The sequence below is a fragment of the Amycolatopsis sp. NPDC004378 genome, assembly GCF_053602455.1.
Map to the genome: position 1 here is coordinate 17,545 of NZ_JBSGDR010000006.1, position 19,345 is coordinate 36,889.

General features: G+C 73.3%; 15 protein-coding genes. 10 read left to right on the forward strand and 5 right to left on the reverse strand.

The features are described from left to right. The first annotated feature begins 40 nt into the window (after positions 1–40). Complete coding sequence (locus ACWEN0_RS20055; RefSeq protein ID WP_451975293.1) at positions 41–529, forward strand: hypothetical protein; 489 nt, start codon at positions 41–43, stop codon at positions 527–529. A gap of 31 nt (positions 530–560) precedes the next feature. Here the strand turns inward: ACWEN0_RS20055 and ACWEN0_RS20060 are convergent, their stop codons facing one another. Continuing rightward, positions 561–1,949, reverse strand: coding sequence for an FAD-binding oxidoreductase (locus tag ACWEN0_RS20060; RefSeq protein ID WP_451975296.1), 1,389 nt, complete (start codon positions 1,947–1,949; stop codon positions 561–563). Positions 1,950–2,021: 72 nt separating this feature from the next. Further along, a complete protein-coding gene (locus tag ACWEN0_RS20065; protein ID WP_451975299.1) occupies positions 2,022–5,021 on the reverse strand; it encodes an ATP-binding protein in 3,000 nt (999 codons plus the stop codon). 90 nt (positions 5,022–5,111) lie between these two features. Here ACWEN0_RS20065 and sthA point away from each other — a divergent pair, with 90 nt between their 5' ends. From sthA to ACWEN0_RS20095, 6 genes are all read left to right on the forward strand, one after another. Then, a complete protein-coding gene (gene sthA, locus ACWEN0_RS20070) occupies positions 5,112–6,524 on the forward strand; it encodes a Si-specific NAD(P)(+) transhydrogenase (RefSeq protein ID WP_451975301.1) in 1,413 nt (470 codons plus the stop codon). Between the two features lie 46 nt (positions 6,525–6,570). Next, positions 6,571–8,469: an intein-containing Rv2578c family radical SAM protein gene (locus tag ACWEN0_RS20075; protein ID WP_451975304.1), complete on the forward strand. Its 1,899-nt coding sequence runs from the start codon at positions 6,571–6,573 to the stop codon at positions 8,467–8,469. A 268-nt stretch (positions 8,470–8,737) separates the two neighbouring features. After that, positions 8,738–9,340 carry an organomercurial lyase gene (gene merB, locus ACWEN0_RS20080; protein WP_451975307.1) on the forward strand — a complete coding sequence of 201 codons (603 nt, stop codon included), beginning with the start codon at positions 8,738–8,740 and terminating at the stop codon, positions 9,338–9,340. 103 nt (positions 9,341–9,443) lie between these two features. Then, positions 9,444–11,219 carry an aspartate--tRNA ligase gene (aspS, locus tag ACWEN0_RS20085; protein WP_451975310.1) on the forward strand — a complete coding sequence of 592 codons (1,776 nt, stop codon included), beginning with the start codon at positions 9,444–9,446 and terminating at the stop codon, positions 11,217–11,219. Between the two features lie 275 nt (positions 11,220–11,494). After that, positions 11,495–12,682: a phosphotransferase gene (locus ACWEN0_RS20090; RefSeq protein ID WP_451975313.1), complete on the forward strand. Its 1,188-nt coding sequence runs from the start codon at positions 11,495–11,497 to the stop codon at positions 12,680–12,682. Between the two features lie 112 nt (positions 12,683–12,794). Beyond that, on the forward strand, positions 12,795–13,670 hold the full coding sequence (locus ACWEN0_RS20095) for an SGNH/GDSL hydrolase family protein (protein ID WP_451975316.1): 876 nt from the start codon (positions 12,795–12,797) through the stop codon (positions 13,668–13,670). On the opposite strand, the gene ACWEN0_RS20100 is transcribed toward ACWEN0_RS20095, so the two are convergent. From ACWEN0_RS20100 to ACWEN0_RS20110, 3 genes are all read right to left on the reverse strand, one after another. Next, positions 13,642–14,370: a metallophosphoesterase family protein gene (locus tag ACWEN0_RS20100; RefSeq protein WP_451975319.1), complete on the reverse strand. Its 729-nt coding sequence runs from the start codon at positions 14,368–14,370 to the stop codon at positions 13,642–13,644. The genes ACWEN0_RS20095 and ACWEN0_RS20100 overlap by 29 nt on opposite strands. A 61-nt stretch (positions 14,371–14,431) precedes the next feature. Continuing rightward, complete coding sequence (locus ACWEN0_RS20105) at positions 14,432–15,643, reverse strand: cytochrome P450 (protein WP_451975321.1); 1,212 nt, start codon at positions 15,641–15,643, stop codon at positions 14,432–14,434. Positions 15,644–15,678: 35 nt separating this feature from the next. Further along, complete coding sequence (locus tag ACWEN0_RS20110) at positions 15,679–16,374, reverse strand: TetR/AcrR family transcriptional regulator (protein ID WP_451975324.1); 696 nt, start codon at positions 16,372–16,374, stop codon at positions 15,679–15,681. Positions 16,375–16,514: 140 nt separating this feature from the next. Here ACWEN0_RS20110 and ACWEN0_RS20115 point away from each other — a divergent pair, with 140 nt between their 5' ends. The 3 genes from ACWEN0_RS20115 to ACWEN0_RS20125 all read left to right on the forward strand — a co-directional run bounded on the left by ACWEN0_RS20115 (position 16,515) and on the right by ACWEN0_RS20125 (position 19,235). Continuing rightward, on the forward strand, positions 16,515–17,888 hold the full coding sequence (locus ACWEN0_RS20115) for a replication-associated recombination protein A (RefSeq protein ID WP_451975327.1): 1,374 nt from the start codon (positions 16,515–16,517) through the stop codon (positions 17,886–17,888). 97 nt (positions 17,889–17,985) lie between these two features. Beyond that, positions 17,986–18,363: a VOC family protein gene (locus ACWEN0_RS20120; protein ID WP_451975329.1), complete on the forward strand. Its 378-nt coding sequence runs from the start codon at positions 17,986–17,988 to the stop codon at positions 18,361–18,363. A gap of 26 nt (positions 18,364–18,389) precedes the next feature. Further along, positions 18,390–19,235, forward strand: a complete 846-nt coding sequence (locus tag ACWEN0_RS20125; RefSeq protein WP_451975332.1) for an NAD(P)-dependent oxidoreductase — start codon at positions 18,390–18,392, stop codon at positions 19,233–19,235. The last annotated feature ends 110 nt before the right edge of the window (positions 19,236–19,345 follow it).

A 19,345-nucleotide genomic window follows, 5' to 3' on the forward strand; every position in this document is an offset into this window, starting at 1 on the left:
CCAGGCGACTTCCGCGGCACACACGCCACCGGGAGTCACGTTGCCGAAAGAAGGGCCCTACACCAAGATCAGTGCCGTCGCCGCGGTGCTGGCCCTGGTGCTCGGCTACCTGGGCGCCGCCGCGTCCGTGCACTGGTGGCCGTTCGCGGAGGCGCACCCGGCCGGCGGTGGCACCTCCGCGGCCTTCGCGTCGCCGGTCACGAATCACGCCACGCCGTCGGAAACCGAAGATCTCGCCGGGTTCGTCACCGGCTACTACCACCTCCTGCCCGACACGAACGCCGGCTGGGCGCTGGTCGGCCCGGACCTGCGGCAGCGCGGGCGGGCCGGCTACGACCGGTTCTGGGGCGGCTACACCGGCGTGGACGTGCTGGAGCCGCCGTCGGTGCGGGACCGGCAGGTGACCGTGCGCCTTGCGCTGCACCCCCGGGCCGGGACCGGGACGCAGGTCGAACGGCACGTGCTCACCGTCATCCGCTACGACGGCGGCCTCCGCATCGACGCCGACGAATACCTCGGCCGGGGCTGACGACCCCCCTCCGGCCGTCAGCCCCGGGAGCTCACGCGGGGCGGATGTTCTGGTTGACGTGGAAGACGTTCTCCGGGTCGTACCGGCGTTTGACGGCCGCCAGCCGGGCGTAGTTCCCGCCGTAGGACGCCTGCACCCGCTCCTGCCCCTCCTCCATCATGAAGTTGACGTACGCGCCGCCCGCCGACGTCGGGTGCAGCTCTTCCCAGTAGTCCCGCGTCCACCCGGCGATCGCCGACGCCTGGTCCGGCGACGGGTCCACCCCGACGATCACGCCCGACCAGCCGCCGGAGCGGTGCGGGAACGCCGTCGCGTCCGGGGCCACCCGGCTCGCCGCGCCGTCGATCGGGTACAGGTGCATCGACGAGTGCATCGTCGGCAGCCCTTCGCCGTGCTTGAGGTGGATGTCGATCGCCGCGTCCGAGATCTCGTGGAACACGTCCGCGCGCCAGTACCACTGCAGGCCCGCCGGGTACAGCGCGTCGAACGCGCCCTGCAGCGCCGTGTACGGCATCTGCTGCAAGCCGGCCAGCAGCGGCGAGCCGAACGAGCGGACCGGCGCCAGCACCTCGTCCGCCTTGTCGTGCGCACCCGTGTAGCACCAGACGATCCCGCACGCCTTGCGGCCCCACAGCTCCTCCGGGAACGGCGGCGCGGGCGGGATGGTCAGCAGGCCGAACCAGCCGTTGAGCTCCTCCGGCAGCGACGGCAGCAGTTCGCGGTACCAGCGCAGCACGTCCGGGGTGTCGGCCAGGTCGTACAGCACCGGGCCGCCGATCACCGTGCCGTGCTCGCCGATGTCGTGGCAGCGGAAGGTGAACGACGTGACGACGCCGAAGTTGCCGCCGCCGCCGCGCAGCGCCCAGAACAGGTCGGGGTGCGAAGACTCCGAAGCGTGCACGAACGAGCCGTCCGCGAGCACGACGTCCGCGCTCAGCAGGTTGTCGACCGTCAGGCCGAACCGCCGCGCCAGGTAGCCGATGCCGCCGCCGAGCGTCAGGCCCGCGACGCCGGTGGACCCGACGATGCCCGACGGCGTCGCCATGCCGAACGCGACCGTCGCGTGGTCGACGTCGCCCCACGTGCAGCCGGCGTCGGCGCGGACCGTGTGGTTCACCGGGTCGACGGTCGTGCTGCGCAGCCCGGACAGGTCGATGACCAGGGCGTCGTCGGCGACGCCCAGGCCGCCCGCGTTGTGGCCGCCGCCGCGCACGGCGATGTCGAGGCCCTGGGCGCGCCCGTAGCGGACGCAGGTGACGACGTCGGCGGCGTCGCGGCAGTAGGCGATCGCGGCGGGCCGCTTGTCGATCATGGCGTTGTACACGGCGCGGGCGTCGTCGTAGCCGGCATCGGCCGGGGTGACCAGGTCGCCGCGCAGCGCGGCGGCCAGTTCTTCGTGTGGCAAAGCGGTGGTGGTCATGCGTGCCCCTCTCGGACTTCCGGTTCCCGACGAGAACGTAGGCACGCGGCGTTCGCGCAGCGTTCGGTCCGTTCAGCGCCCGCCGGCGGCGGGCCGAACGCCGAGGTCCGCCTCCGCCCGCCACAGCAGGGCGACGCTGCCCTGGGCACGCGCCAGGCCGGCGGCGGCCCGCAGCCGCGGCACCCGGTCGGCGTCGAACGCGGCGCGCAGCCGCAGGACCTCGGGCAGCCACCAGCGGTCGTCCCGGGCTTCGGCGGCAGCGAGCGCGGCGTCCAGCGTCGCGCGGGCGGCCTCGGGCGCGGACAGGTCGGCGACGAGCGTCAGCCAGTACGGCATCCGGGCGAACGACCCCGCGGCCTTCAGGTTCGCGACGCCCTCCTGGGCCGCGGCCAGCCCGGCCGCACCCCCGCGGGACCAGCCGCCGAGCACCAGCGCCCACTCCCGGTAGTAGGCGAAACCGAAGCGGTCGCACAGCGCGTGCAGTTCGGAAACGGCCGCCCACAGCGCCCGCCGGTCCCGGCGCATCTGGTGGGTGATCCCCGCGTACGCCAGCGCGATCGTCAGGCTGTACGGGTGGTCGATCCGGCGGGCGAGCGCGATGGCCCGGTCGCTGCTCGCGACGGCTTCGTCGTCGTGGCCGAGGAGCCAGTGCGCGTGCGCCGCCCAGGCCGGCCCGTGGATGTCCGGCCGGGTGCCGATCGGCCAGGTCGACGCGCCGCGGGTGCGTTCGGCGCCCAGCTCGAAGTGCCGCAGCGCCTCGCCCGGGTGCCCGAGGCTCAACGACGAGCCCGCGACGATGAAGTGCGCCGAGCCGCTCTGCTCCGCGCTCGTCCCGGGCGCGATCAGGGTGAGCGACCGTTCGGCCGCTTCGTGCGCCTGCACCGTCTTGCCTTGCACGAACCGGGATGACCACAGCTCCAGCAGCGCCGTGAGCGCGGACTCCTTGCTGCCCAAGGACTCCGCGAGCGCGAGCGAACGCTCCAGGACGCGCTGCAGCTCGGGGGACGAGTAGCCCTGGTGGGCGTTGAGCGGCCCGGCGAGCGCCTCGAGGACGGCGAGCTCGTCGCGGTCGCGGTTGCCGCTCGCCGGGCGCGCGCGGACGAGCGCCAACGCCTCGTTCAGCAACCGGATCGCCTCGGCGTGGGCGAAGGTGCGCGCGGCGACCGAAGCGGCCTGGCGGTAGTGCGCGACGGCGCGGTCGGGACGGCCGCCGCGCGCGTACTGCTCGGCCAGCTGCGCCGCCACGGCGTCGGTGTCCTCGGCGTGCAGCAGCTCCAGGCCCTGGGCCAGCCGCCGGTGCAGCAGCCACCGCCGCGGCGGGCTGACCTGCTGGTAGGCGGCCTCGCGCAGCAGGTCGTGCGTGAAGTCGTAGCTGCCGCCGAACTCACGCACGATCCGGCGCCGCCACAGCTCGTCGACGGCGTCGACGACGGTGTCCGCGTCGAGGTCGCTGGCCTCGGTGAGCAGCTCGAGGGTGAAGTCCCGGCCGGCCGCGGCGGCGAGCCCGGCGACCTCGCGGGCGGCCGCGCCCGGCTGCTCGAGCCGGGCCCGCAGCACGCCGGCCAGCCGCCCGGACGGCGGGGAAGCGCTGGTGCGCAACGCTTCCACGACGTACAGCGGGAACCCGCCGGTGGCCGCGTACAGCACCGTCCGGTCCGACTCCGACAGCGGCCGCCCGGCGACCGCCTCGCCGAGGTGCGCGGTGCCGTCGGCGTCGAACGGGCGCAGCGGCAGCTCGGCGAGCCTGCCGTCGTCGCGCAGCTGGGCGGTCCAGGACTCGACGCGGGCGTCGAGGTCGCCGTCGCGCAGCGTCCCCGCGACCAGCAGGGGCGCCTTCGGCAGCAGGCCGAGGCAGAAGGTGACGAACGCGCTCGTCTCCTCGTCGCACCACTGCGCGTTGTCGAGGACCAGCAGCACCGGCCGGCCGCCGGCGGTGAGCGCCCGGGCCAGCCCTTCGAAGAACCGCAGGCGCTGCCACGCGTCGACGGTCGGGTGCCCGCCCGCGACCGGCGGCGTGGCCGGCAGCAGCCGGTCGACTTCGGCACGCCACACCGGGTCCAGGGACGCCGCCGCGCGTTGCACCGCGGGCGTGCGCAGCCAGTCGGCCACCGGCGCCAGCGCGAGCCGCCCCGGCGTCCCGAAGCAGCGTCCGGCGGCGACGACCGCGCCTTCCGCACGGGCCAGCGCGGCGAGCTCGCCGACGAGCCGGGTCTTGCCGACGCCGGCGTCGCCGCGCACGAGGACCATCCCGCTGCGGCCCGCCGCGGCCGCGCGCCACAGCTCGCCCAGCCGCGCCAGCTCGGCCGCCCGGCCCACGAGGCCGAGCACCGCCGCCCGCCGGGGTTCGGGCTCCGGCCGCGCGAGCAGCCGCCGCAGCGCCGCCCGGGTCGGCTCGGACGGGACCACGCCGAGCTCGCGTTCGAGGACCGACGCGCACTGGTGGTACGTGCTCACCGCGCCCGCGCGGTCGCCGGCGTCGGCCTGCAGCCCCATCAACGTCCGGTAGCCGGTCTCTTCGAGGGGCCGCAGCCGGATCCGGCGGCGGGCGGCGGCGAGCGCGGCGGCCGGGTCACCCGAAGGCGTGGCGCAGATCAGGTCGCACAGCTCGACGCACTGGCGGTCGAGCTCGGCGCGGGCGGCCAGGACCCAGTCGTCGGCCAGGCCCGGCAGCAGCTCCCCGCGGTAGAGCGCGAGCGCCGCCCGCGCGTGGCCGAGCACCTCGCCCGGGTCCTCGGCGGCCAGCGCGGCGCGGCGGGCGGCGTCGAACTCGCGGACGTCGACCCGGCTCGACGGGGTGTCGCGCCAGCACAGGTCGCGCCCGGTCACGTCCAGGGACGGCGGGTCGCCCAGCACGCGGCGCAGCTGGTGCAGCTCGCGGCGCAGGTTGGTCAGCGCCTGCGCGTCGGTGGAGTCCGGCCAGAACAGCCCGGCGATCCGGCGCCGGGGCTGCGCCAGGCCGGCGTGCACGACGAGGTGGGCCACGAGCGCGACCGAGCGCGGCGACCGCGTCAGCACGGTGCCGGTCTCCTCGTCCGCGATCACCTGCTCGCCCAGCAGCGAAACGCGCAGCACCCGGTCACGCTAGCCCCGAAACCGCGCTCGCGGGCGGATCTTCACCGGTGAGGGGTTGCGCCGGGGCCCGCGGGTGCGCACGCTCGACACGTGAGCGAGCACGAGTACGACCTCATCGTCATCGGTTCGGGTCCTGGGGGCCAGAAGGCCGCGATCGCCGCGGCGAAGCTGGGCAAGCGGGTGGCGGTCGTCGACCGGCATGACATGGTCGGCGGGGTGTGCGTCAACACCGGCACGATCCCGTCCAAGACGTTGCGCGAAGCGGTGCTCTACCTGACCGGCATGAACCAGCGCGAACTGTACGGCGCGAGCTACCGCGTCAAGCAGGACATCACGATCGCCGACCTGCTGGCGCGCACCCAGCACGTCGTCGGGCGCGAGGTCCAGGTGGTGCGCGCGCAGCTGCTGCGCAACCACGTCGACCTGGTGGTCGGCACCGGCTCGTTCGCCGACCCGCACACCGTGGTCGTCGAAGGCCGCCACCCCGGCGACCGCCGGATGCTGAGCGCCGACTACGTCGTGATCGCCACCGGCACCCGCCCGGCGCGGCCCGCGAACGTCGACTTCGACGCCGCGCGCGTCCTCGACTCCGACGAGATCCTGCGGCTCGAGCGGATCCCGTCGTCGCTGGTCGTGGTCGGCGCCGGCGTGATCGGCATCGAGTACGCGTCGATGTTCGCCGCGCTCGGCTCGCGGGTGACGGTCGTCGAGCAGCGCGACCAGATGCTCGACTTCTGCGACCCGGAGATCGTGGAGTCGCTGAAGTTCCAGCTGCGCGACCTCGGCGTCACGTTCCGCTTCGGCGAGAAGGTGGCGAACGTGGCGGTGTCCGACGACGCCACGGTGACCACGCTGGTCAGCGGCAAGCGCATCCCGGCCGACGGCGTCATGTACAGCGCGGGCCGCCAGGGCATGACGGGCGCGCTTGAACTGGCCGCGGCCGGCCTCGAGGCGGACGAACGCGGCCGGCTCGTGGTCGACGAGAACTACCGCACCGAGGTCCCGCACATCTACGCGGTCGGCGACGTGATCGGCTTCCCGGCGCTGGCGGCGACGTCGATGGACCAGGGCCGGCTCGCGGCGTACCACGCCTTCGGCGAACCGGCCAACGGCCTGGGCGCGCTGCAGCCGATCGGCATCTACACGATCCCGGAGATTTCCTACGTCGGCTCGACCGAGGCCCAGCTGACGTCGTCCTCGGTGCCTTACGAGGTCGGCATTTCGCGGTACCGCGAGCTGGCGCGCGGCCAGATCACCGGCGACAGCTACGGGATGCTGAAGCTCCTGGTGTCCACGACGGACCGGAAGCTGCTGGGCGTCCACGTGTTCGGCACGGGCGCGACCGACCTGGTCCACATCGGACAGGCGGTGATGGGCTGCGGCGGCACGGTCGACTACCTCGTCGACGCGGTCTTCAACTACCCGACGCTCTCGGAGGCGTACAAGGTGGCCGCGCTGGACGCGACCAACAAGATCCGGGCGCTGGACCGCTTCACGTCCTGAGCGAACCCGTTTGACACTCGACTAGAACATATGTTCGACTGGCGCTGTGCGATGGGATCGGCAGCGAGCAGGGGAAGGTGAGCCGGCACTGCCCGGGCTGGAGGGCCTGGTGCGTTCCGTGCGGTCACCGGAATTCGAGGGCGTCACCTTTCACGAGGTGCACGCGCGCTCGGTGCTGAACAAGGTGCCCGGCGGCTCCGGCGTGCCGTTCGACTGGACCGTCAACCCGTACCGCGGCTGCTCGCACGCCTGCACCTACTGCCTCGAAGGCGGCACGCAGATCCTCATGGCGGACGGGCGCACGCGGGCGTTGTCCGAACTGGCCGTCGGTGACGAGATCTACGGCACCCGCGGCCACGGCGCGTCCCGGCGGCTCGTGCCCACGCGGGTCGAGGCGCACTGGACGACCCTGCGCGCCGCCTACCGGGTGACCCTCGAAGACGGCACCCGGCTCGTCGCGGGCGGCGACCACCGGTTCCTGACGAGCAAGGGCTGGAAGCACGTCACCGGCAGCAAGTTCGGGGTCGCGCAGCGGCCGCACCTCGCGCCCGGTACCGAGCTGATCGGCGTCGGCCGGTTCGCGCCGACGCCCGACGAGACGCTGGGGTACCGCGCCGGCTACCTCTGCGGGATGCTGCGCTCGGGCGGGTTCGCCGCGGAGCCGGACGCGGCCTCGCGCGCCCTCGGCTACCTGCCGGACTTCGGGGCGTCCGTCGGGTTCCTCCAGGTTCCCCCGGACCCGGACGCGCACTGGCAGCGCGGCTTCCTCGCCGGCGTCTTCGACCTCGCGGGCGACTACGGCCGCGGTGTCCTGGCCGTCGCGCACGACGAGCCCGAGATCGCCGAGGCCTTCGCCGCCGCGCTCACCCGCTTCGGCTTCGCCCACCAGCTCGACGAGGTGCCGAAGTTCCCGGCCCGGCAGGAGGTCCGGCTGCTCGGCGGGACCGCCGAGGTGCTGCGCTTCCTGCACGTGAGCAACCCCGCGGTGGCGTGGAAGCGGTCGCTGGACGGCGCGGTGATCGGCGCGAGCCGCCGCCGCGTCGAGGCGATCGAGGCGCTGGGCCTGCAGCTCCCGCTGTTCGACATCACCACCGGCACCGGCGACTTCATCGCCGACGGCATGGTGTCCCACAACTGCTTCGCCCGGAACACCCACACGTACCTCGACTTCGACGCCGGGCACGACTTCGACACCCAGGTGGTCGTGAAGGTCAACGCGCCCGAAGTGCTGGCGGCGCAGCTGAAACGGCCGTCGTGGCGGCGCGAGCACGTGGCGATGGGCACCAACACGGACCCGTACCAGCGCGCGGAGGGCCGTTACCGGCTGATGCCGGGGATCATCACGGCACTGGCCCGCTCCGGCACGCCGCTGTCGGTGCTGACGAAGGGCACCGTGCTGGCGCGCGACCTGCCGCTGCTGCAGGACGTCGCGAAGGACGTGCCGGTGTCGCTCGCGGTCTCGCTCGCCCTGCTGGACGGCGAGCTGCAGCACCGCCTCGAACCGGGCACGCCGAGCCCGCGGGCCCGGCTGGAGCTGATCCGCAAGGCCCGCGACGCCGGGCTGCCGTGCTCGGTGCTGGTGGCGCCGGTGCTGCCGTGGCTGACCGACTCCGCCGAGGCCCTGGACGCGCTGTTCGGCCGGCTGGCCGAGGCGGGCGCGTCGAGCGTCACGGTGATCCCGCTGCACCTGCGCCCGGGCGCCCGCGAGTGGTTCGGCCGCTGGCTGGCGGGCTCGTACCCGGCGCTCGTGCCGCGGTACCGGGAGCTGTACGCGCGGGGCAGCTACGTGCAGAAGGCCTACCGCGAGCGGCTGGGGGAGCGGGTGGCGCCGCTGCTGCGCCGGCACGGCCTGGCCCCGAAGACGGGGTACGACGCGCGCAGCCCGGAGCCGGTCCCCGAGCCCCGCGTGGCGGAGCCGGCCGCGGAACAGCTGCGGCTGCTCTGACGGCCCGGCAGGTCAGCCACACCGCCCGGCATGCGTCCACTGTGGACAGACGTCGGGCTGTCCGTGAAACATCCGCCGCCCGGGCGGCCGGGTGAACGCGTCACCGCCGGGCGCCGCCGGGTGGTACCGGGCTACGCCGTTCGCCGTAGCGGCCGTTGCCTTCCGGCCGCGTGTCCGGGGCTTGCGGAAAAATGTCCGATCGTGTCGTTGTCGGCCTGCCTCGCCGACGCCTAACGTCGAAGGGATCGATGCGGAAGGGAGTGCGGCGATGACGACCTCGCAGACCGACCGGGTCGCGGCCGCGCGGCTCGCCTGGGCCGCCCTGAAGCTGACCCGGGCCGGCCGGCACCCGGTGAGCGTCGACCGGCTCGCCGCGACCGTCGGCGTCACCTCCGCCGAAGCACGCCGGCTCGTCGAGCTGATCGGGTTCACCCTGCACCGCGACCTCGTCTCCACGGGGCCCGCCCCGCGCGGCGCCCACCACCGCCTCCAGCCGGCCGAAGGCACCCTCGGCGCGGGCCCCGACGGCACCGTCGACATGTTCCTGCTGGCCATCGCCACCGGCGAGCACGTGCACGCGGCCGCGACCTGCCCGGTCACCGGCACGCACATCCGCATCGACCTGACCCCGGACGCGATCCTGCAGGCCGACCCGCCCGCGGCCGTCGTCGCCGCGGTCGACCTGGGGTTCGGGCTCGAGCACGCCGACGCGATGGCGTGCGCGGGCCAGCCGTTCTTCGCCTCGGCCTCGGCGGCCGCGAACTGGGTCGTCACGCACCCCGGCGGGCGCATCTACCGGGTCGCCGCCTACCTGGCCCAGGCCCACCGGCTGGTGGCGGCCCTGGAGACGCGGCCCCGGTTCGTGCTCTGACCCCGCGCCGGGCGAGCCTGCCGACGTCGTAGGCTGGGTGGTTCGTTAGCCTCTTCACGGCGAAACCCGCCGTAGACGCCCATCTCGAAGGAGAGCAGTCGCAGTGCTCCGCACTCACCGAGCCGGCACCCTGCGTGCCGAGCAGGCCGGACAGACCGTCACCCTCACCGGATGGGTGGCCCGGCGGCGAGATCACGGCGGCGTCATCTTCATCGACCTCCGCGACGCCAGCGGGGTCGCCCAGGTCGTCTTCCGCGAGGGCGAGATGGCCGAGCGCGCGCACGCGCTCCGCTCCGAGTTCTGCGTCAAGATCGTCGGCGAGGTTTCGAAGCGCCCCGAGGGCAACGCGAACACCGAGATCCCGACCGGCGAGATCGAGGTCCTCGCGACCGGGCTCGAGGTGCTGTCGGAGTCCGCGCCGCTGCCGTTCCCGATCGACGACCGCGTCGACGTCGGCGAAGAGGTCCGCCTCAAGCACCGCTACCTCGACCTGCGCCGCAGCGGCCCGGCCGCGGCCATGCGGCTGCGCAGCGAGGTCAGCCGCGCCGCGCGCGAGGTGCTGCACGCCCAGGACTTCGTCGAGATCGAGACGCCGACGATGACCCGTTCCACCCCGGAAGGCGCCCGCGACTTCCTGGTGCCGGCGCGGCTCAAGCCCGGCTCCTGGTACGCGCTGCCGCAGTCGCCGCAGCTGTTCAAGCAGCTGCTCATGGTCGGCGGCATGGAGCGGTACTACCAGATCGCGCGCTGCTACCGGGACGAGGACTTCCGCGCCGACCGCCAGCCGGAGTTCACCCAGCTCGACATCGAGATGAGCTTCGTCGAGCAGGACGACGTCATCGACATCGGCGAGCAGATCGTCTCCGCGCTGTGGAAGCTGGTCGGGCACGAGATCCCGCGGCCCATCCCGCGCATCACCTACCACGAGGCGATGGCCAAGTACGGCTCGGACAAGCCGGACCTGCGCTTCGACCTCGAGATCACCGACATGACGGAGTTCTTCGCCGACACGCCGTTCCGCGTGTTCCAGGCGCCCTACGTCGGCGCGGTCGTGATGGCCGGCGGCGCCGACCAGCCGCGCCGCCAGCTCGACGCGTGGCAGGAGTGGGCGAAGCAGCGCGGCGCGCGCGGCCTCGCCTACATCCTGGTGAACGAGGACGGCACGCTCGGCGGCCCGGTCGCGAAGAACCTGTCCGAGACCGAGCGCGAAAACGTCGTCGCCGCGGCGGGCGCGAAGCCGGGCGACTGCATCTTCTTCTCCGCCGGCAAGGCGTCGAGCACGCAGCCGCTGCTCGGTGCCGCGCGCGACGAGATCGGCAAGCGGCTCGGCCTGATCGACGAGGACGCCTGGTCGTTCGTGTGGGTCGTCGACGCGCCGCTGTTCGCGCCGGTCGAGGACATCGGCGACGACGTCGCGGTCGGCTCCGGCAAGTGGACGGCCGTGCACCACGCGTTCACCTCGCCGACCCCGGAGTGGATCGACAAGTTCGAGCAGGACCCGGGCAACGCGCTGGCCTACGCCTACGACATCGTCTGCAACGGCAACGAGATCGGCGGCGGGTCGATCCGTATCCACCGCGGCGACGTCCAGAAGCGCGTGTTCAGCCTGATGGGCCTGGGTGAGGAAGAGGCGCAGGAGAAGTTCGGCTTCCTGCTCGACGCCTTCCAGTTCGGCCCGCCGCCGCACGGCGGCATCGCGTTCGGCTGGGACCGCATCGTCATGCTGCTGGCCAAGGCCGACTCGCTGCGGGACGTGATCGCGTTCCCGAAGACCGGCGGCGGCTACGACCCGCTGACGGCGGCGCCCGCGCCGATCACCGCCCAGCAGCGCAAGGAAGCCGGCATCGACGCGAAGCCGGCCGCCCCGCCGCAGAGCTGACGCCTCGCGCCGAGGCTGCTCGCCCGCCCGGGTGAGCGGCCTCGGCGCGTCGTGCGTTTTCGTGCCCGGTGGTCGCGGGCCGCTGCCGATACCGCCGTTCGAACCTCTCGGAATCGTTGCAGCAGCGGCCATTGTGTTGATCGTGGCCCGGAATGGGCAACGTTCCCCGAAGGGGGTGCGTCGCTTTCTCAGGGGGCGCCCCCCGCCGGGCGTGGCTTCTTGTTGTCCGGATGTCAGTAGTCAGGGTTGCTCAGTCACGAGTAGGGTCGGTGACAATGACAGTCGACACCTCCTCCGCCGGCGACGCTGGGGTCGGGGCAGGAGCCGAGCACCTCGCCGTCGCCGCGGCGGTCGCGGCGGGCGAGTCCGTTCTTTCACGCCGCTTCGGCAGCGCGATCACCCTGGTCGCCCCCGAGGACCTCGCGGGGAGCGGGCCGGCCACGGTCGTCCGGGCCAGGGTGGTGTCGTCGTCCTTCGCACTGCCGCGCACCTTGGTGATCAAGCACTACCCGGATCGCCCGGAGGCCGGGTACGCCGACCCGTTCGCCCAGGAGGCGGTCAGCTACCAGCTGTTCACCGCGCTGGCGCCGGACGAGCGGATGTGTCCCGAGCTGCTCGCCCACGACGGCCGCGACCGCGTGCTCGTGCTGGAGGACCTCGGCCGCACGCCGACCCTGGAGGACAAGCTCTACGCCCGCGACTCGCGCGCGGCGGAACGCGCGCTGCTGTCGTGGGCCCGGTCGCTGGGCCGGCTGCACGCGAACACCGCAGGGCGCGAAGCCGACTTCAACGCGCTGCTGCGCCGCCTCGGCGGGCCGGCGAAGAACGACTCCGGCGACGTCGGCGAGGCGTGCGCGCGGGTGCCCGCGGTGATCCAGGAGCGCCTGGGCATCCCGGTGCCGGACGCGGTGTGCACGCAGGTCGAGACGGCCTTGGAGCAGTCGCGTTCGGCGGGCTTCCGGGCGTTCAGCCCGGTCGAGCTGAGCCCGGACAACAACCTCGTGACGGGCGAGGGCGTGCGCTTCCTGGACTTCGAGTACGGCTGCGTCCGCTCGGCCCTGGTCGACGCGGCCCACCTGCGGCTGCCGTTCGCGAGCTGGCCGGACGCGCTGGCCCTGCCGGCGGGCATGAGCGAGGCGATGATCGCGGCGTGGCGCGCGGAGGTCGTGGGCGTCTGGCCGGCCTTCGCCGACGACGAGGCCCTGGCGGCCCACCTGACGACCAGCGAGCTGCTGCGGGTCTGGCTGATCACGGGGGAGGAGCTGGGCTCGCTGGACCTCTCCCACCACGCGGCCCCGGTCAGCCGCGAGGCGGCGCTGGTGACCTGGTGGCGCGACCTGGCCCGGCACGCCGGGTACGTCCGGATGACGGCGGTGTCGGAGTTCGCGGCCCGGGTGGCGGCGGCGCTGGCGGCCCGCCTGGGCCCGCACGCCGACTTGGCGTTCTACCCCGCCTTCCGCTGACCCAGCCCCGCGAACAGGACATTTCCGGCGTCTGTGTGGTGAGCGTCAAGAATTAGGCGCGCTGTCGCGGGCGTGTTACCTCGTCCTCACCGGGGGTGAGTTTGCGTGGCCGATGGTCATGGGCGTGACCGTGATCAGCGTCGAAGTCACCCCCTTCCCCGAACCGTCGCAACCCTCGCGGCCCTCGCCGGCGCCGCGGCCCGCGCTCGCGGCCGTGCCGTCGCTCAGGCAGGCGCGGAGCCTCGTCGTGCTCGGTGACTCCACCGCCGTCGGGCTCGGTGATCCGCTGCCCCGGCGTGGTGGGTGGCGAGGTGTCGGCCCGCTCGTCGCGGCCGCGCTCGGGGTCGAGGCCGGTGGCTACCTCAACCCGTCCTTCACCGGCGCGCGGATGCGCTGCGTGCTCACCGACCAGGTGCCCGCGGCCGTCGCGCACCGGCCCGACGTGGCGCTGCTGGTGGCCGGCATGAACGACACCCTGCGCCCGGACTTCGACGCGGCCCGCATCGCCGCCGACCTCACCGAAGTCGTCCACCGGCTGCGCGAAACCGGCACCACGGTGATCCCTGTCCGGTTCCACGACCACAGCAAGGTGTTCCGGCTGCCGCCGTCGCTGAAGCGCGCCCTCAGCGCCCGCGTCGCCGAGCTGAACGCGGCCATCGACGAGGTCGTCGCCCGCGAAGGCGTGCCCTGCCTCGACCTCGACACCCTCCCCGGCGCCTACGACCTGACGGCGTGGAGCGTCGACCGGCTGCACCCTTCGGAGCTCGGGCACCGCATGCTCGCGGAGGGCTTCACGGCCCTGCTCGCCGAAGCCGGCTTCGACGTGCCGGAGCCGGTGAGCCTCACCTGCAGCGGCGGGGTCGAGCCGAGCGCCGCCGGCCACGTGGGGTGGCTGGTGCTCAAGGGCATCCCGTGGCTGTGGCGCCGCGGCCGCGAGTTCCTGCCCTACGCCGCGGTCATCATGTGGAACTCGTTCCGCGCCCGCTGAACACGCGCAGCGCCTCCGCGTCCGACGCCGGGGCGCGGACGAAGAAGTCCACCCACTCCTCGATACCGGGATAGCCCGACCGCGCGGTCAGCTCCCGGCACGCGGCCTCGACGTCGTAGGCCGTTCGCCGCAGCTCGACGCCGTCACCGAGCAACGCCCAGTGCGCACCCCGGGCGCCGTAAGGCATCCCGACGCTGCCGGGGTTGACGACCAGCCGGCGGTCGGCGAGGCGGGTGAACGGCATGTGCGTGTGCCCGCACGCGACCACCGGCTCGGTGACGCCGTCGAGGACTTCCGCCCAGCGCTCGAGCGGGCTGTCGACGAGCACGATTTCCGTGTCGTCGCGCGGGGTCGCGTGGCAGTACAGCACGCCGTCGAGCGACACCGTCAGCGGCAGCGCGTCCAGGACCGGCAGGTCCGCGGGACGCAGCTGCCGCGCCGCCCACGGGAAGACCGGGTCCGGCACGAACGTCCCGGTCCCGCGCGCCGACGCCGCCAGCTCGCGGTCGGCGTTGCCGCGCACCCAGACCGCCCGGGAGCCCAGCGAAAGGAGCCGATCCAGGGTCTGCACCGGCATCGGGCCGGCCAGCATGTCGCCGAGCAGCACGATCTTCTCCGCGGCGACGACGTCCGGCTCGGCCAGCACCGCCTCCAGCGCCGGGAGCACGCCGTGGATGTCCGCCAGCACCGCCACCTTCATCGCCCCACCTTGGGACACGGCAACGCCCCGGGCGAGGGATTTCGCCCAGGGCGCAACCGGTTCACGCCGTGGTGAGCGGCAGCTCCCGCACGCCCGTCATGTTCGGGTTCACCTGGAACTTCGGCGGCTCACCCGGGATCGTGCGCAGCGCGGGGTAGCGGTCGAACAGGGTGTTCAGCGCCACCCGGCCTTCGAGCCGCGCGAGCGGCGCCCCGATGCAGAAGTGGATCCCGCGGCCGAACGCGAGGTGCGGGTTGGGGTCGCGCCGCGGGTCGAACGCGTCCGGCTCGGCGAACACCCGCTCGTCGCGGTTGGCGGCCGCGACCCAGACCATCAGCATCCGGTCCGGGGGCACGGTCGTGCCGCCGAGCTCGACCTCGCGCGTGGTCGCGCGGGCGACCGCCGCGAACGGCGACAGGTACCGCAGCGACTCCTCGATCGCCGGCGGCACGAGCGAGCGGTCGGCGCGCACGCGCTCGTCCCACTCCGGGTGGGTGTCCAGGCACAGCACCGCGTTGCCCAGCAGCATCGTGGTGGTGATGTGCCCGGCCAGGAGCAGGACGTTCGCGAAGTTGACGACCTCGTACTTCGTCAGCTTCTCGCCGTCGACCTCGGCTTCGACGAGCTTGGTCAGCAGGTCCTCGCGGGGCCGCCCCCGCCGCTCCTCGACGTGCACGGCGAGGTAGTCGGTGAGCGCTTTCTGGCCCTCGAGGGACTTCTTCACGTTTTCCTGCTGCTTCTCGCTCTGCTCCTTCAGCGAGAACTGCTCGGCCGAGTCGAACATCTTGTCCACCCAGCCCTTGAACAGGTGCCGGTCGCTCGCGGGGACCCCCAGGAGCTCCGCGATCACGATCACCGGCAGCGGGTAGGCCAGGTCGGCGACCAGCTCCAGCCGGCCGTCGCCGCCCGCCGCGTCGAGCAGCTCGTTCGTCACCGCGGCGATGCGCGGCTCGAGGTCCGCGACGACCTTCGGGGTGAACGCGCGGCTGACGAGCTTGCGCATCTTGTGGTGCAGCGGCGGGTCCAGCTGCAGCAGGTTGCCCGCCGACATCTCTTCGAGGTCGGCCTCCGGCATCATCTCCTTCGGCACCAGCCGGGTGGTGTCCGAGGAGAACGTCGCCGGGTCGCGGAGGACCTCTTCGGCCTCCGGGTGGCCGTAGACGTTCCAGAAGCCGAGCTCGGGCGCGTGCGAGACCCGCTCCGCCGGCTGCTTCCCCCGCAGCCAGAACTGGGATTCGTGCAGTCCCCAGGCGTCCGCTTGTGTGGTGGTCATTTCCGCCCCCTTCTTTCCCCTGTGCGGCCCCGGGATCAGCCGGGGCCCTTGGCGGGATCGTGTGCGTAGATCCCTTTCCGGTAGCCCGAAACGAGCTCCTCGAGCGCCGATCCGAGCTCCGCCGCCACCTCCGCGACCGCCGCGGGGTCGGGCTCACCGGGCGGCTCGAACGCGGTGCGGATCAGGTGGGCGAGCACGGCCGCCTTCTCGTCGACGGGAATGCCCTCGAACTCGTCGGAAAGCGTGTCGCCCAGGTAGAAGCCGAGGGTCGCGGCGTTGAGCGCGTAGGTGAGGTTCGGCACGTCCGACCGGATCAGCCCGTGCCGCAGCATCGCTTCCTCGAACTGCGTGCGCAGCTCGTCCTGCTGCTTGCGCAGGGCGAGGTCGCCGAGCGAGCCGAACATGTCGGCGTTGCCGCGCAGCATCGCCATCACCAGCGGCCGCCGGTGGGTGACGAGGAACGACGCCGAGATCATCCGGTGCGGCAGGATCTCCGCCGGGTCGGCCTTGATCCCGGCCAGGACCTCGTCGGTGAGGTCCGCCGACTCGCGCATCATCAGCGCCTGGAACAGCAGCTCCTTGGTGCGCCAGTGCAGGTAGACGGTGCCCTTGCCGATGCCGACCGCGCGCGCGACGTCGTCGACCGCCACCTTCCGGTAGCCCATGCGCAGCAGCAGCTCGCCCGCCGCGTCCAGGATGCGGTCCGCGCGCTCGCGGTTCGGATGACTCATGCGTTTCCACCTGCGGTTCCGGTGAGGTTTGACGTGTTGACCGGATTCGCGCTTTCGGTCAACCAGTCACCACGACGGTAGCGCCGTTCGCGGGACCGGGGCAAGGGGTTCTGTCGGTGCCTTCCGTTAACGTCATGGTCGTGGCACAGGACGAGCTCTTCACCGTGAACGTCGACGTGGCGCCCCCGCCGGAGCCCACCACGTCGAACGCGAGCGAAACCCAGGCGGACCCGGCCAGCTCCCCGCTGGCCGTGCGGATGCGGCCGCGCGCGCTCGACGAGGTCGTCGGCCAGCAGCACCTGCTGCGCGAAGGCGCCCCGCTGCGGCGGCTGGTCGAAGGCGCCGCGCCGGCGTCGGTGCTGCTCTACGGCCCGCCCGGCACGGGCAAGACGACGCTGGCCAACCTGGTCTCGATCGCCACCGGCCGCCGGTTCGTCGCGATGTCGGCGCTCTCCGCGGGGGTCAAGGAGGTGCGCGGCGTCATCGAGGAAGCGCGGCGCCGGCGGCAGTACAACGCCGAGAACACCGTGCTGTTCATCGACGAGGTGCACCGGTTCTCCAAGACCCAGCAGGACGCCCTGCTCGGCGCGGTCGAGGACCGCACGGTGCTGCTGGTCGCGGCGACCACCGAGAACCCGTCGTTCTCGGTGGTCTCCCCGCTGCTGTCGCGGTCGCTGGTCCTGCAGCTGCGCCCGCTGACCGACGAAGACATCACCGAGCTGATCGAGCGCGCGCTGGCCGACGAGCGCGGTCTCGGCGGCGAGCTGACGCTCACCGAGGACGCGCGCGCCCACCTGGTCCGGCTCGCGGGCGGCGACGCGCGACGCGCGCTCACGGCGCTGGAGGCGGCGGCGGACGCGGCGTCGGCCACCGAGGCGAAGACGATCGACCTGGCCATCGTCGAGTCCACTGTGGACAAGGCGGCGGTGCGCTACGACCGCGACGGCGACCAGCACTACGACGTCATCAGCGCGTTCATCAAGTCGATCCGCGGGTCCGATGTGGACGCCGCGCTGCACTACCTGGCGCGGATGATCGAAGCGGGGGAGGACCCGCGGTTCCTGGCGCGCCGGCTGGTCGTGCACGCCAGCGAGGACGTCGGGCTCGCGGACCCGACGGCCCTGCAGGCGGCGGTCGCGGCCGCGCACGCGGTGCAGTTCATCGGCATGCCGGAAGGCCGGCTGGCGCTCGCCCAGGCGACGATCCACCTGGCCACCGCGCCGAAGTCGAACGCGGTGGTCACGAGCATCGACGCGGCGCTGGCCGACGTCCGCGCCGGGCTGGCGGGCGCGGTGCCGCCGCCGCTGCGCGACGGGCACTACGCGGGGGCGAAGAAGCTCGGCAACGCGCAGGGCTACCGGTACCCGCACAACGTCCCGGAAGGCGTGCTGGCCCAGCAGTACCCGCCGGACGAGCTCGTCGGCCGCGACTACTACGAGCCCACGCAACGCGGCGCCGAGCGCACGCTCGCCGAGCGCGTCCCGAAGCTGCGCCGCACGATCCGCGGGCAGTGACGAGATCGGGGCGCGCCCGCCAAGATCATCGGGTTTCGTAAACTTCTCGCTCCCAGGGAGCCGGTGATGGTTCCCGGTGACGGCAGGAGGCGTATCCGTGCCCGCGACGCTGCAGTGCATCGTCCTGGACTGTCCGGAACCGGCGGTGCTCGCCCGCTTCTACCAGGCCCTGCTCGGCGGCGAGGTGGACCGGCCCGACCCGCGCTGGCGCGTCGACTGGGACTGGTCCACGCTGCACGTGAACGGGCTGGTCCTCGGGTTCCAGCGGGCCCCGGACCACCGGCCGCCGCACTGGCCGGACCCGGCGTTCCCGCAGCAGTTCCACCTCGACTTCGAGGTCGACGACTTCCGCGAGTCGCACCAGGTCGTCCTGCAGAACGGCGGCCGGCTGCTCGACCCCGACCTCGGCGGGCGCGGCTGGCGCGTCTACGCCGACCCGGCCGGTCACCCGTTCTGCTTGCTCGGCGATTACTGACCGCGGTTTGCGGGCACGCTGGGACCATGAGCATCGCGTTTCTCGGAACCGGAATCATGGGCGCCCCGATGGCGGCCAACATCGCGAAGGCGGGCCTGGACGTCCGGGTCTGGAACCGGACCCGCGCCAAAGCCGAGCCCCTGGCGGACGTCGCGACGGTCGCGGACTCGGCCGCGGAAGCGGCCGACGGCGCGGACGTCCTGGTGACGATGCTCGCGGACGGTCCTGCCGTGGCGGAAGCGTTCGAAGCCGCTTCGCCCGCTTCGGGCACGTTGTGGCTGCAGATGAGCACGGTCGGCCTCGACTGGACCGACCGCCTCGCCGCGGCCGCCGAGAAGGCGGGCACGGTGTTCGTCGACGCGCCCGTGCTCGGCACCCGCCAGCCCGCCGAACAGGCGCAGCTCCAGGTGCTCGCGTCCGGCCCGGAGGAAGCCCGCCCGAAGGCCACGCCGGTGTTCGACGCGGTCGCCGTCAAGACGCAGTGGCTCGGCCCGGCCGGGCAGGGCAGCCGCTTGAAGCTCGTGCTGAACGCGTGGGTGCTGGCGCTGACCAACGGCACGGCGGAAAGCCTCGGCCTCGCCCGCGCGCTGGGCATCGACCCCGCGTTGTTCCTGGAGACGATCAAGGGCGGCGGCCTCGACGTCGGCTACGCGCACGTCAAGGGCGGCGCGATGCTGTCCGGCGAGTTCCCGGCGGCGTTCCCGGCCGGCCTGGCGGCGAAGGACGCGCGCCTGGTGGTGGCGGCCGCGGGCGACGACGTCGACGTGGCGGGCGCCCGTGCGGTGCTGGCCCACCTGGAGGCGGCGGTCGAAGCGGGCCACGGCGACGAGGACATGGCGGTGCTCTACCGCGCGGTGCTGAAGGAGCGTTAGTCGAGCGGCCCGCCCGGCGCGGCGAACCGGTCTTCGCGGGACCGGCGCGGGACGCCCGGCCCGGCCCGCCCGGTCCGGAAAGGACCCGCCGGCCGGGTCCGTCGTCGTGT

Coding starts and splice junctions, on each gene's coding strand:
- ACWEN0_RS20060 (WP_451975296.1), bottom strand. CDS start 1,949: ATGACCACCACCGCTTTGCCACACGAAGAACTGGCCGCCGCGCTGCGC.
- merB (WP_451975307.1), top strand. CDS start 8,738: ATGACGACCTCGCAGACCGACCGGGTCGCGGCCGCGCGGCTCGCCTGG.
- ACWEN0_RS20090 (WP_451975313.1), top strand. CDS start 11,495: ATGACAGTCGACACCTCCTCCGCCGGCGACGCTGGGGTCGGGGCAGGA.
- ACWEN0_RS20095 (WP_451975316.1), top strand. CDS start 12,795: ATGGTCATGGGCGTGACCGTGATCAGCGTCGAAGTCACCCCCTTCCCC.
- ACWEN0_RS20100 (WP_451975319.1), bottom strand. CDS start 14,370: ATGAAGGTGGCGGTGCTGGCGGACATCCACGGCGTGCTCCCGGCGCTG.
- ACWEN0_RS20105 (WP_451975321.1), bottom strand. CDS start 15,643: ATGACCACCACACAAGCGGACGCCTGGGGACTGCACGAATCCCAGTTC.
- ACWEN0_RS20110 (WP_451975324.1), bottom strand. CDS start 16,374: ATGAGTCATCCGAACCGCGAGCGCGCGGACCGCATCCTGGACGCGGCG.
- ACWEN0_RS20125 (WP_451975332.1), top strand. CDS start 18,390: ATGAGCATCGCGTTTCTCGGAACCGGAATCATGGGCGCCCCGATGGCG.